Origin of the sequence: Bradyrhizobium sp. 134 (assembly GCF_023074155.1) — a bacterium.
Lineage (GTDB): Bacteria > Pseudomonadota > Alphaproteobacteria > Rhizobiales > Xanthobacteraceae > Bradyrhizobium.
Genome location: NZ_JADPKX010000053.1, coordinates 205611 through 218782, shown reverse-complemented (window position 1 = coordinate 218782; position 13172 = coordinate 205611). Strand labels below are relative to the sequence as shown.

Below are 13172 nucleotides of genomic sequence, written 5' to 3'. Positions count from 1 at the left end.
GACGATGCCGGGGCTTTGACGTCTGAACTTGCGTTCGGATCAGTACTTCGCGACGACCGGGCCGCTCCAGTTGAAGCGGTACACCAGCGAGGTGCTGACGGTCTGGACCCAGGGCTTGAATGTCGTCGAAAATCCCGTCGCCGCCCCGCCGGGGAAGGTCTCGGCAAGAGTGACGCGATCATAGTAAGCGCCACGATACTCGGTCTTCATGAACCAGCCGGGAGCGCTGACGCCGAAGATATCGAGGTTATTCTCAACGCCACCACCGAAGAACCAGCCGTTGCGATGGAAGGATGGAGTGGTTGCAAGGGTGGGGCCGCCACCGGCCGCCAGGGTCGAAAGGTTGGTACCCGACCATTCTGAACCGGAGTAACCACCGTTGACGTAGGAGAGGACGTTCGGTGCGACCAGGTAGCCGACGCGAACACCCGCCGCATAGCTGGTGCGAAGCTTTTCGCGGCCTTCAACTGCGTTGAATGGGTCGGACAGTGAACCGCGGATGTCGCCGAATTGACCGTCGGCGAACACGCCAGCCACCCAGCGGCTGTTGAACTGCCAGTCGTAACCAAGGCCCACGGTGCCGAACCAGCCACTGCCGCCGAGCCGCTGATCGCGAGTAAGGGCAACTGCGCCCACGGAAGTCTGAACATTGCTGTCAGCTGCCCAGAGGCCGCCGCCGGCGCCGCCGAAGATGTAGAAGCCGGTCCAGTTGGCGACGGGAGCCGCCATCGGCGCCTTCACGTAGGGACGGGCGCCAAGGTCAGCGGCCGAGGCCGAACCGGTCATCGCGGCAACAGCGGTCAGTGCGAGCAAAATCTTCTTCATCTTAAAATCCCCAAGCTTTGGTCTGTTTGGAAGGCGCGAGCGCACTGAAGTCCGTGTGATCTGATGTCCCGGACTATACCTGCTTCTCTCCGAAATGCTGTTGCAGAGCAGGCACAGTCGCCGGGAAACGCCGCACGGCAGGGATTCTGAGCACCATCGTGTAAATTCGAAATAGTCTTGTATTATCAATTCAGTAGGTCGAATTTTGCGATTTGTATTTTGGTAACTTCTCGTTAGTAAATCCGGCTTTGTCCGAAATGGAGGCAATCCTGCATCAGCCCGGCTGGGTGAGTCGTTGGCCGAGTCGCGATGCGACGAGGCAGGGAATCACCGAAGCCGTGGCGGACCGTTGGCAGGATCGGCGGGCAGGATCGTCGGGAAATGGCGGTTGTCGTCCCCAAAAACAAAAGAGCCCCGGGCTTCATGCGGGGCTCTTGATGGGATGCGACCGGGCAGCGCCTGCGGATCAGACGTCCAGCAAATCGTCATTGGCGAATTCGGCCTTGTCCGAGATGAACGCGAAGCGCGCTTCGGCCTTGGTGCCCATCAGCCGCTCCACCGAATCCGCCGTCGTGTCGCGGTCGTCGGCGAGCAGAACCACTTTCAGCATGGTCCGCTTGGCCGGATCCATGGTGGTTTCCTTGAGCTGCGCCGGCATCATTTCGCCGAGGCCTTTGAAGCGATTGACCTCGACCTTGGCGTTGGCGTTGAACTCGCTCTTGATCAACGCTGCCTTGTGCGCGTCATCGCGGGCGTAGACCGACTTGGTGCCGTTGGTCAGCTTGTAGAGCGGCGGCACGGCTAAGAAGAGATGGCCTTCGTCGATCAGCCGCGGCATCTGCCGGTAGAAGAAGGTGATCAGCAGCGAAGCGATATGGGCACCGTCGACATCGGCGTCGGTCATGATGATGATGCGCTGATAGCGCAGATCCTCCTCGCGATACTGCGCGAGCATCCCGCAGCCGATCGCCTGCACGAGGTCGGCGAGCTGCGTGTTCGCCGTCAGCTTGTCCTTGCCGGCGGAGGCGACGTTGAGGATCTTTCCGCGCAGCGGCAGCACGGCCTGGGTCTTGCGGTCGCGCGCCTGCTTGGCGCTGCCGCCGGCCGAGTCTCCCTCGACTATGAAGAGTTCTGAGCCGTCCAAACCGGCATCGCTGCAATCGGCGAGCTTCCCCGGCAGGCGCAGCTTTTTGCCGGCGGTCTTGCGCGCGGTCTCCTTCTCTTGCCGGCGGCGCAACCGCTCCTCGGCGCGGTCGACCACGAAGTCGAGCAGCCTGTTGGCCTGGTTCGGATTGCCCGACAGCCAATGGTCGAACGGATCCTTCATCGCCTGTTCGACGATGCGCTGCGCTTCGGCGGTGGCAAGGCGATCCTTGGTCTGGCCCTGGAATTCGGGCTCGCGCACGAATACCGAGAGCATCACGGCTGCACCGACCATCACGTCTTCAGACGTAATGGACGACGCGCGCTTGCCTTGGCCGACGCGCTCGGCGTGATCCTTGAGACCTCGCAGCAGCGCGCTGCGCAGGCCGGATTCATGCGTACCGCCATCGGGCGTCGGCACGGTGTTGGTGTAGGACGACAGGAAGCCGTCGGCATCCGCAGTCCAAGCCACCGCCCATTCGCAGGCGCCATGCGCGCCGTTGCGGCCCGACTTGCCGGAGAAGATGTCGGGATGCACCAGCGTGTCGGCGTGGATCGCCGCCGCCAGATAATCCTTGAGGCCACCGGGGAAGTGGAACGTCGCTTCGGCCGGCACGTCGTCGACGCCCTTGAGCAGTTCGGGCGCGCAATTCCAGCGGATCTCGACGCCGCCGAACAGATACGCCTTCGAACGTGTCATCTTGAACAGGCGCTGAGGCTTGAACGCTGCCTTCGCACCGAAGATGTCGGTGTCCGGCTTGAAGCGCACGCGGGTTCCGCGGCGGTTGTTGATCTTGCCGAGATCCTCGAGCTTGCCCTTCGGGTGCCCGCGCTCGAACGTCATGCGGTAGAGTTTCTGGCTGCGCGCGACCTCGACCTCGAGCAGCGAGGAGAGGGCGTTCACCACGGAGATGCCGACGCCGTGCAGGCCGCCCGAGGTCTCGTAGACCTTGGAGTCGAACTTGCCGCCCGAGTGCAGCGTGCACATGATGACTTCGAGCGCCGACTTCTTCGGAAATTTTGGATGCGGATCGATCGGGATGCCGCGGCCGTTGTCCGTGACGGTCAAAAAGCCGTCCGCGCTCAACTCGACTCCGATGAAGGTCGCATGCCCCGCGAGCGCCTCGTCCATTGAGTTGTCGATGACTTCCGCGAAGAGGTGATGCAGTGCCTTCTCGTCGGTCCCGCCGATATACATGCCGGGCCGGCGGCGCACCGGTTCCAGGCCTTCGAGCACCTCGATGTCGGCTGCGGTGTAGTCAGCCTCGGCACCGCCTGCGCGCGGGGCGGCCTTGGCGGCGCGGGGCTTCGGCTCATCGCCGCCGAAAAAATCGTCTTTTGCTTTGGGCTTCAACTGCTTGGACATATATCTTTATGCGTTTTGAGGGCCGCATGAGCGCGAATCGGTTGGGCCGACTATGCCACTTCTGACCTGGAAAGGTTATCGCAGGGCGGGCCGGTCGGTGTGGTTGGGAGCCAATCCCGGCGATTTTACGCCGCAGCCCCAACGAATTCCCGGCAATGTGACGGTCCGGTCCGGTCTGGACCGGACTTTGTGACTTGATGTCACACAAGTCCTTGGCTTACCAGTCCTTTTCATCGAGCAGCACCTTCGGGCAGGGCGGAAAGGCTATTTAGAATGGAGCAGTTTGCGCACGCGCTGGCGGATTTCGTGCGCGCTCACCAGACATGGGCAGCTCCCATCGTGTTCGTGCTCGCCTTCGGGGAGTCGCTCGCCTTCATCTCGCTGCTGATCCCGGCCTGGGGCGCGTTGGTCGCGATCGGCGCGCTGATCGGCGCGAGCGGCATCAGCTTCTATCCGGTCTGGATCGCCGGCGGCATCGGCGCGGCGCTGGGCGACTGGGTCTCCTACTGGTTCGGCTATCGTTACAAGGAGAAAGTCGCGCAGATGTGGCCGCTCTCGCGCTATCCGGAACTCCTGCCCCGGGGCGAGGCCTTCGTTCGCAGCTGGGGCGTGCCGAGCATCTTCATCGGCCGCTTCTTCGGTCCCTTGCGTGCCTCCGTGCCGCTTGCAGCCGGCATTTTCGAGATGCCCTATTGGAGCTTCCAGGCCGCCAATTTCGTCTCGGCGCTGATCTGGTCGGCGGCGCTCCTGCTGTTCGGGGACGTGATCGCGAAGATCATGGAATGGATCTGGCGCGTGGTGTGACGTCCGAACCTTGACGCGAACCGCAACTGGCCCTATAGCCCCGCGCCATGATCAACGCCGCGACCATTTTGTTCGCCCGTCGCCGCCGCCGCAGCTTCGCGGTTTGGGCGGTCGATCGCGTTTGAGATCATCGTCTTTGCCGCTGGATCCGATCCGCGGCATTCTCTCTCCTGTCAGCGCGATCTGATCCGGCGGCCCCCAAGGAGGCCCAGCAGGAGACAACGATGTACACGCCACCCTTTTTCAAGCAGGACCGCGCCGCGAGCCTGAAATTCGCCGACACGCGCGGCTTCGGCACCATGTGCGCGTTCGACGGCCACAAGCCGATCGCCTCGCCAATTCCGTTCTATTTGACCTATGCCGCCGACGGCACGCCGCAGGCCGCCTTTCACGTCGCCCGTCACAATCCGCTGCTAAAGCTTGCGGACGGGACGGCCTCCTGGCTGCTCGCGGTCAACGGCCCCGATGCCTACGTGTCGCCGGACTGGTACGTCTCGCCGGATCAGGTGCCGACCTGGCTCTACCAGTCGGTCCATCTGACCGGGCCGGTGCGGTTGTTGTCGGATGGTGAACTGGCCGTGCAGATCGACACGCTCAGCGACAAGTTCGAGAGCTGGCTGTTGCCGAAGAAGCCGTGGACCTCAGCCAAAATGACGGCGGGGCGGCTCGAGGCGCTGAAGAAGGGAATCGTGGGTCTGGTCATGACGGTTGAAGAGGTCGAAGGCAGCTTCAAGCTCAACCAGCACAAGTCCGACGCCGATTATACGGCGATCGGCAATGCACTTGGCGCGCAGGCCCATGCCGACGCCAGGGCGATCGCGCAACTGATGCAGGACGTCAGGCCGGAAGCCTTCGCACCCGAAACCAACATGCTCGAAAGGAGCGCGCCATGACCTTTTCTGAAGCCAGCCTCGTCGACACCAAAAATGCCCCGAAGACCGGCGCTGCGACAAAGCCCGCCACCGTCTTTGTCGACGGTGGCTCCGGCACCACCGGGCTCGGCATCAACGAGCGGCTGAAGCTGCAGAACGACGTGGTCGTGAAGACGATCGCCGACGCCAAGCGCAAGGATCCCGCGGCCAAGAAGGCGCTGATGGAGGAGGTTGACCTCGTCATCCTCTGCCTGCCGGACGACGCTGCCAGGGAAACGGTTGCGCTCATCGACAGCATGGGGCCGTCAGGCCCGAAGGTGCTGGATGCATCGACCGCGTACCGGGTCGCGCCCGATTGGGCCTATGGCTTTCCGGAACTGACGCCGGATCAGGCTGGCAAGATCAAGGCTGCGAAGAAGGTCTCCAATCCCGGCTGCTATCCGACCGGCGCGATCGCGCTGCTGCGACCGATCGTCGATGCCGGCCTGCTGCCTGCGGACTATCCCGTCACCGTCAATGCGGTGAGCGGCTATTCCGGCGGCGGCAAGTCGATGATCGCGAGTTTCGAGGACGGCAGTGCGCCGTCGTTCGAGCTCTACGGCCTCGGCTTCGAGCACAAGCACCTGCCGGAGATGCAGCTCTATTCGAACCTGACGCGGCGACCGATCTTCATCCCGTCGGTCGGCAACTACCGGCAGGGCATGCTGGTGTCGGTGCCGCTCCAGCTCGACACGCTGCCCGGCAAGCCCAGCAGTGCCGATCTCCAGGCCGCGTTGGCAAAGCGTTACGCCGGCTCAAAATACGTCTCGGCGATGCCGCTGCAAAACGAGGCGACCAGGGGCGGCCGAATCGAGCCGGAAGCGCTCAACGAGACCAACACGCTCGAGCTCTACGTCTTCGCCAGCGACAGGTACCACCAGGCGGTGCTGGTCGCCCGGCTCGACAATCTCGGCAAGGGCGCGTCCGGCGCGGCCGTGCAGAACATGCGGCTGATGCTGGGCCTTGCCGAGGAGTAGCCGATGAGCGTTGCCTGCCAGACCGGTCCGGTGGACGAAGCGACGCTGCAACTTTCTACTCCGGCAAGACGATCCAGCGACGCCTGAAAGGAACGTGTGATGAGTTTGAAGAAAATCGGCATTCTCGGCGCGTCCGGCTACACCGGCGCCGATGCGGTGCGCCTGCTGGCGCGGCATCCGAATGCGGAAATCACAGCACTCACCGCCAATACCCATGCCGGCAAGGCCATGAGCGAGGTGTTTCCGCATTTCTTCATGCTGGATTTGCCCCAACTCGTGGAATGGGAAAAGGTCGACTGGACCAAGCTCGACGCGGTGTTCTGCGGACTGCCGCACGGCACCACGCAGCAGATCATCGCGGCCGTGCTGAAGGCCAACCCGAAGATCAAGGTCCTCGACATGTCCGCCGATTTCCGGCTGCGCGACAAGGAAACCTACGCGCAGTGGTACGGCCACGAACATCAGGCGCTCGAGTTGCAGGGCGAAGCCGTCTACGGCCTGACCGAATTCTATCGGGAGAAGATTACCGCGGCGCGGCTGGTCGCCTGTCCCGGCTGCTATCCGACGGCAGCGTTGTTGGCGCTGGTGCCGCTGGCGAAAGCAAAACTGATCGACGTCGATGACATCCTGATCGACGCCAAGTCAGGCGTCACCGGCGCCGGACGCGGCCTGAAACAGAACACGCTGTTCAGCGAGGCGGGCGAGGGGATTTCGCCGTATTCGGTCGGCACGCACCGGCATGCGCCGGAGATCGAACAAGAGATCGGCGTTGCGGCGGGCGCGAGCGTGACCGTCAATTTCACGCCGCATCTCATACCGATGTCGCGGGGCGAACTCTGCACGTCCTACGTCAAGCTCAACGGCGCGACGCCGGACGATTTGCGGGCCGTCCTCGAGAAAGCCTACGCCAAAGAGCCGTTCGTGCATGTCGTCAAGAAGGGCGTGCTGCCGCAGACCCAGAACGTACGCGGCTCGAACTATGTCCAGATCGGTGTCATCGCCGACCGGATCAAGAACCGCGCCATCGTGATTTCGGTGCTCGATAATCTGGTGAAGGGCTCGGCCGGTCAGGCGATCCAGAACATGAACCTGATGTTCGGATTCCCCGAGACCGCTGGACTGGAGCAGATCGCGCTGTTTCCCTGATCGGAGTGGTCGCCGTGGACGAAGGGACTCTGCAATTCTATCGCAGCAACGCCCGGTCCTATGCGGACTGGGCGAAGGCGCCCTCGACGCGGCTGCGAGGCTTTCTTGCTCTGCTGCCGTCCGGCGGCTCGATCCTCGAGCTCGGCTGTGGCGCCGGCAATCATTCGGCGGTGATGCTGGCCGAAGGTTTTTCGGTGCGCGCCACCGACGGCTCGCCTGAAATGGCCGAGATCGCGTCGCAGCGGCTCGGTCATGCCGTCGAGGCGATGCGGTTCGACCAGCTTGACGCGCACGAGGCCTATGACGGCGTCTGGGCCAGCGCCTGTCTCCTGCACGTGCCGCGCGACGAACTCGCCGGCATCCTGGCGCGGATTCATCGCGGACTCAGGCCGTCAGCAGTATTCTATGCCAGCTACAAGATGGGCGAGGGCGACGGCCGAGACAGTCTCGGGCGCTATTACAATTATGCGTCGCCAGAATGGCTGGAGGCGACTTACGCCAGCGCGGGCCCATGGATCGCGCTGGCGTCGGACAGGAACGTCATCCACAGCTTTGACGAGACGCCGGCGAACATGCTGCATCTTGTCGTTCGCAAGGCCTGATCTAAGACAACAAGGCCTGATCTCAAACCACCTTGAAGATCGCGACGGTCAGCACAGCCTGCGCGATGAGGCCGACGGTGAAGGCCACCGTGCGGAACACCGGGATCCCGAGCGCATAGACGATCGGATGCGCTGACGAGTAGCAGCAACATTCGCTGCTCGTCATGGCCGGGCTTGTCCCGGGCACGACGGTTGCGAGATGCTTCCTCAGTACTTCGCGATGATCGGGCCGCCGAATTTGTAGTTGATGCGGGCGGTGATCAAATCGACGTCCTGGCCGATGCGGTCGGTGCGTGAGAACGTGCCGACCGGCGTCAGCGCGCCGTTGGAGGTGAGCGTGACGTCGTGACGGCCCATGAACAGATGGTCGTATTCGAGGCCGACCGACCAGTTCGGGGCGAAGCCGTATTCGATGCCGATGCCGACCGTGCCGCCCCAGCGGGTGTCGTCGGCACGATCGAACTCGGCTCCGGCCAGACCACCCGTTCCGATACCGCGGTAGCGATCGCGGGTGACGGCCGCGCCGCCCTTCACGTAAAGCAGTGCGTTATTCCAGGCGTAGCCGACCTGGCCGGTGAACAGGCCGAAAGCATCGACGCGGGTGCGGTTCGCGACGCCGGCTACGGTGCTGGTGTTCCGGCCCGAGAGATCGGCCCAGTCGCCCTGTGCTTCGAGGCCGAACACGAAGGCGCTGCTCTGCCAGCGATACCCGATCTGGCCGCCGGCGACGGCGCCCGTCGCGTCATGGCAGCCTTCCGCAACGCCGGGCGCGAAACCAACAGTCTGGTCCCAGCAATTGCGCGACGAGCCATAGCCGCCGTTGGCGCCAATGTAGAAGCCGCTCCAATCATAGATCGCCGCGATCATCGGCGGCGCCTTGGTGTAGGGACGGGCGGCGAGATCTGCGGCACTGGCCTGGGTCGCGACGGCCGCGAGCGAGAGGCCGGCGAGCGCGGATGCAATCTTCCAATTCATGTTTGCCCCGAATCATCAATGCGATGGGCAAATATACCTGTGGATGGGTGATCCTTCGTGTCAGCCTAGGGATCGCATCCCTGTTTTTGTCGCACTGTCATCCTTTGGCAACACCGTCGGCCGCGGCAGGCCTTCGAGCATTTCACCCCTTTGTTGCAGGCGCTAAGCCATCGGAGATCCGATCAAACCACCTTGAAAATCGCGACGGCCAGCACGGCCTGCGCGATGAAGCCGACGGTGAAGGCCACCGTGCGGAACACCGGGATCCCGAGCGCATAGACGATCAGATGCGCGACGCGCGACCAGAAATAGACGGCGCAAGCAAGCACCGTCCATTGCGACGAGTAGTCGATCGCGTTCAGGATCAGCACCAGCGGCGCGAACAGCACGAGGTTCTCGACGGCGTTGTCATGCGCGAACATCAGGCGGTTCGCCCATTCCGATTGCGGCTTGTCGGTGCGCGAGGGATTGGCCATCGCGCCACCGAGACCGCGAATCTGGCAGCGGTTGATGGTGTAGGGAATCCAGAGGATTCCGGTCAGGACCACCGTCAGTGTCAGCCAGAACAATTCACGCGTCATAACCCGGTCCCCTCATCAATTTCTGCTGCAGGCGTGGAGCTTATACGAAAGCGCGGAAGATTCTGCTATGCGCGAACCCTGACATAGCTGCCGGGCGCGTCCTCGATCGGCGGAAACGCCTCGCTGCCGACCGTGCGGGCCGGGACTTCCTCGGGATCGAGTGCGCCCAGCCATTGCCGCCAGTCCGGCCACCACGAGCCCTTGTGCTCGACCGCGCCCTTCATCCACTCGGCGACGTTGGCGGACTTCGCGTTGTCGTTGGTCCAGTACTGGTATTTGTTCGAGGCGGGCGGATTGACTACGCCGGCGATATGGCCCGAGCCGGACAGCACGTATTTCACCGGGCCGCCGAAGAACTGGGAGCCGTACAGCACCGATTCCGCCGGCGCGATATGGTCCTCGCGGGTTGCGAGATTGTAGATCGGCACCATGACCTTGGAGAGATCGAGCAGGGTGTTGTCCAGCACCAACGTGCCGGTCGAGAGCCGGTTCTCGAGATAGCAATTGCGCAGGTAGTACGAATGGTTCGACGCCGTCATGCGCGTCGCGTCTGAATTCCAGTGCAGCAGGTCGAACGCGCTCGGCTGCTGGCCCTTGAGGTAATTGCTGACGACATAGGACCAGATCAAATCGTTGGAGCGCAGCATGTTGAAGGCCATCGCCATCTTCGAGCCTTCGAGCACGCCCGCCGCCTTCATGTCCTGTTCGAGGGATGCGATCTGCTCCTCGTCGACGAACACGAGCAAATCACCGGCATGGGTGAAGTCGACCTGTGCCGCGAAGAACGTCGCGGAGGCCACGCGCTGGCGGCGCTTCTCGGCGAGCCAGGCCAGCGTGGTCGCGAGCATGGTGCCGCCGACGCAATAGCCGGCGGTGTGCACCTTCATCTCGCCGGTGACCTTCTCGATCACGTCCATCGCCGTGAGCGGGCCTTCCTTCATGTAGTCTTCCCAGCTCTTGGCACCGAGCCGCTTGTCGGGATTGACCCATGAGATCACGAACACGGTGATGCCCTGATCGACGCACCACTTGATGTAGGATTTCTCCGGCTTGAGATCGAGGATGTAGAACTTGTTGATCCAGGGCGGGATGATCAGGAGCGGCGTGCGCAGCACGTTCTCCGTCGCCGGCGCATACTGGATCAGCTGCATCATCTCGTTCTGGTAGATCACCTTGCCGGGCGTCGTCGCCATGTTCACGCCGACGACGAGATTGTCCGGATTGGACTGACGGATCTTCAGCGTGCCCTTGCCGGCGGCGATGTCCTCGGCCAGCATCTTCAGCCCGCGCGCGAGATTTTCGCCGCTGCTGGCCACCGTCGCGCGCAGCACTTCCGGATTGGTCAGCACGAAATTGGAGGGCGACATCGCGTTGGTGAGCTGCTGGACGTAGAACTCGGCCTTGCGGCGGGTCAGCGGATCGAGCCCTTCGGCGTCGCGCACAAGCTCCTGCGCAAATTTGGTCGTGAGCAGATAGAGCTGCATCAGGAAATCGAAGAACTGGTTCGACTTCCATTCCGGATCGGCAAAGCGCTTGTCGCGCGGCGACGGCGCGATCGCGGGCGGGGCGTCCTGACCGGCCATGCGGCGCGCCGCCGAGCCCCAGAGATCGAGATAGTCCTTGGCGAGCTTGGTCTGGAGTACGGAGGACCGCGACGTATCCGACAGCCAGTATTCGGCGACGGCAGTGAAGGTCTTGACGACCTCGGTAAGCTCCGCCGGCGGACGATCCTGCACCTCGCCGCTCTCGCGCGGCCTCAGGTACGCGGCGAGCGCCTTGCCGCCGCTTTCCATCGCCCGCGCGACATTCATCGCGAAGGCTTCCGCATCGAACTTCGTCTCGGGTTTGGGCGTATCGGTCGTGGCCATACTCATGAGCAGAACAGTAACGATTCATTCCGTATTCGTCACCGCGAAGCTCGCATGTTTGGCGTTAAACACTCTCGAAGATGTGCTGCAGTGCGATAAATTTTCTTGGTTCCGTCACAATCGAGCCGCACCGCTCGGCTTGGTGGACTGGGGCTATTTTCTTGCTCGGACCATTTGGGCAGCAATGGTTTGAGCTTGGGCGCGGACTTGGGTAAGGTTGCCCGGGGCCGTGCTTTGGGACGAAGTGGGGATTTCCCTGGTGTTGGCGTTGAGGGACCTGCAAAAGTCGCGACGGATCTGTGGTGCGCTGCTGATGGCGACGCTCGCCCTGGGCGGCTGCTCGAGCCAGCTCGCGGATATGACGCCTTCGGATGCGCAAGCGCATCCCAGGGAGGCCGGCAGCTATCTGCCGGTGCACGATCTGCCGCCGGATCGCGATCAGGCGGTGATGCCGCCGGACCAACGCGCCAAGATCGAGGCCGAACTTGCTGCCGCGCGCGACCGTCAGGCGGTTGCCACCAAGGACGCGAAATAGGGCGCTGCAAGGTAATCGCTGGCGCCTCCGCCTCGCCGTGCTAAAAGACCTTAGTTCAGCCGAGAGTCAGGGCGAACGACTTCAGTCAACGTCGTCGATAATTGCTCTAAGTATTTGATCTTGAGTAATTTTCGCGAGGGATGCGGGCGCCTTTCCGCCTGGTCTTTATGGCCTGTCGATTCTGTCCTGACCGGTTGCCCGGAGCCGAGAGAGCCATGGAAGAGTTTTACCGCATCCGCCGCCTTCCGCCTTATGTGTTCGAACAGGTCAACCGGGCCAAGGCAGCCGCGCGGAATGCCGGCGCCGACATCATCGACCTCGGCATGGGCAATCCCGACCTGCCGGCGCCGGCGCACGTGCTGGAGAAGCTGAAGGAGACGCTGGGCAAGCCGCGCACCGACCGCTACTCGGCCTCCCGCGGCATTCCCGGGCTGCGCCGGGCCCAGGCCGGCTACTACGCCCGCCGCTTCGGCGTGAAGCTCAATCCCGACACCCAGGTGGTGGCGACGCTCGGCTCCAAGGAGGGGTTTGCCAACGTGGCGCAGGCGATCACCGCGCCCGGCGACGTCATCCTTTGTCCGAATCCGAGCTACCCGATTCACGCCTTCGGCTTCTTGATGGCGGGCGGCGTGATCCGCTCGGTGCCCTCGGAGCCGACGCCGCAATTCTTCGAGGCGGTCGAGCGGGCGATCGTGCATTCGATCCCGAAGCCGCTGGCGCTCGTCGTCTGCTATCCTTCGAACCCGACCGCCTATGTCGCGAGCCTCGATTTCTACAAGGACCTGGTCGCGTTCGCGAAGAAGCACGAGATCCTGATCCTGTCCGATCTCGCTTATGCCGAGGTCTATTTCGACGAGAACAACCCGCCGCCCTCGGTGCTCCAGGTGCCGGGTGCGATGGACGTCGCCGTCGAGTTCACCTCGATGTCGAAGACCTATTCGATGGCTGGCTGGCGCATGGGCTTCGCGGTCGGCAACGAGCGCGTGATTGCGGCACTCGGCCGCGTCAAATCCTATCTCGACTACGGTGCGTTCACGCCGATCCAGGTCGCAGCGACCGCCGCGCTGAACGGACCGGACGATTGCATCAAGGAGATGCGCGACACCTACCGCAAGCGGCGCGACGCGCTGGTGGAATCGTTCGGCCGTGCCGGCTGGGAGATCCCGCCGCCGGAAGCGTCGATGTTTGCCTGGGTGCCGCTGCCGGAAGCCTTTCGCAGCGTCGGCAGCATGCAGTTCGCGACCCTGATGGTTGAGAAATCCGGTGTCGCGGTCTCGCCCGGCGTCGGCTTTGGCGAGCATGGTGAAGGATATGTCCGCATCGCCATGGTGGAAAACGAGCAACGGATCAGGCAGGCCGCGCGCGGCGTGCGCCGCTTCCTTGAAAGCGGCATCGAAACGTTGCACAACGTCGTTCCGCTCGCCACTCGGCGTTAAGTT

The 13172-nt window shown here is 63.2% G+C and carries 12 protein-coding genes and 1 pseudogene; 7 read left to right on the top strand and 6 right to left on the bottom strand.

Annotation, left to right across the window (positions count from 1 at the left end):
- Positions 1 to 39 precede the first annotated feature (39 nt).
- Positions 40 to 825: a porin family protein gene (locus tag IVA75_RS21850; RefSeq protein WP_247286190.1), complete on the bottom strand. Its 786-nt coding sequence runs from the start codon at positions 823 to 825 to the stop codon at positions 40 to 42.
- Positions 826 to 1291: 466 nt separating this feature from the next.
- A complete protein-coding gene (parE, locus tag IVA75_RS21845) occupies positions 1292 to 3334 on the bottom strand; it encodes a DNA topoisomerase IV subunit B (protein WP_247286189.1) in 2043 nt (680 codons plus the stop codon).
- Positions 3335 to 3607: 273 nt separating this feature from the next.
- On the opposite strand from parE, the gene IVA75_RS21840 reads away from it, so the two are divergent.
- From IVA75_RS21840 to IVA75_RS21820, 5 genes are all read left to right on the top strand, one after another.
- Entirely contained in the window at positions 3608 to 4138 is a 531-nt protein-coding gene (locus IVA75_RS21840) for a DedA family protein (protein ID WP_027569874.1), read from the top strand.
- A 224-nt stretch (positions 4139 to 4362) separates the two neighbouring features.
- Positions 4363 to 5031: an FMN-binding negative transcriptional regulator gene (locus IVA75_RS21835; RefSeq protein ID WP_247286188.1), complete on the top strand. Its 669-nt coding sequence runs from the start codon at positions 4363 to 4365 to the stop codon at positions 5029 to 5031.
- A complete protein-coding gene (gene argC, locus IVA75_RS21830; protein WP_247286187.1) occupies positions 5028 to 6026 on the top strand; it encodes an N-acetyl-gamma-glutamyl-phosphate reductase in 999 nt (332 codons plus the stop codon). The genes IVA75_RS21835 and argC (IVA75_RS21830) overlap by 4 nt, the downstream gene beginning before the upstream one ends.
- A 99-nt stretch (positions 6027 to 6125) precedes the next feature.
- Positions 6126 to 7172, top strand: a complete 1047-nt coding sequence (gene argC, locus IVA75_RS21825; RefSeq protein WP_247286186.1) for an N-acetyl-gamma-glutamyl-phosphate reductase — start codon at positions 6126 to 6128, stop codon at positions 7170 to 7172.
- A gap of 14 nt (positions 7173 to 7186) precedes the next feature.
- The gene (locus IVA75_RS21820) at positions 7187 to 7774 is read left to right on the top strand and encodes a class I SAM-dependent methyltransferase (RefSeq protein ID WP_247286185.1); all 588 of its coding nucleotides are present in this window, start codon (positions 7187 to 7189) and stop codon (positions 7772 to 7774) included.
- A 22-nt stretch (positions 7775 to 7796) separates the two neighbouring features.
- On the opposite strand, the pseudogene IVA75_RS21815 reads toward IVA75_RS21820, so the two are convergent.
- The 4 genes and pseudogenes from IVA75_RS21815 to phaC form a co-directional block, all read right to left on the bottom strand.
- Positions 7797 to 7907: pseudogene (locus IVA75_RS21815) on the bottom strand (MAPEG family protein); the annotation flags it as partial.
- A 74-nt stretch (positions 7908 to 7981) separates the two neighbouring features.
- Positions 7982 to 8749: an outer membrane beta-barrel protein gene (locus tag IVA75_RS21810; RefSeq protein WP_247286184.1), complete on the bottom strand. Its 768-nt coding sequence runs from the start codon at positions 8747 to 8749 to the stop codon at positions 7982 to 7984.
- Between the two features lie 182 nt (positions 8750 to 8931).
- Positions 8932 to 9330, bottom strand: a complete 399-nt coding sequence (locus IVA75_RS21805) for an MAPEG family protein (protein ID WP_027569880.1) — start codon at positions 9328 to 9330, stop codon at positions 8932 to 8934.
- Between the two features lie 65 nt (positions 9331 to 9395).
- Complete coding sequence (gene phaC, locus IVA75_RS21800; protein WP_247286183.1) at positions 9396 to 11204, bottom strand: class I poly(R)-hydroxyalkanoic acid synthase; 1809 nt, start codon at positions 11202 to 11204, stop codon at positions 9396 to 9398.
- Between the two features lie 253 nt (positions 11205 to 11457).
- Here phaC and IVA75_RS21795 point away from each other — a divergent pair, with 253 nt between their 5' ends.
- Both IVA75_RS21795 and IVA75_RS21790 read left to right on the top strand, forming a co-directional pair.
- Positions 11458 to 11733: a hypothetical protein gene (locus IVA75_RS21795; RefSeq protein ID WP_027517741.1), complete on the top strand. Its 276-nt coding sequence runs from the start codon at positions 11458 to 11460 to the stop codon at positions 11731 to 11733.
- A gap of 215 nt (positions 11734 to 11948) precedes the next feature.
- Entirely contained in the window at positions 11949 to 13169 is a 1221-nt protein-coding gene (locus tag IVA75_RS21790) for an LL-diaminopimelate aminotransferase (protein WP_027569882.1), read from the top strand.
- The last annotated feature ends 3 nt before the right edge of the window (positions 13170 to 13172 follow it).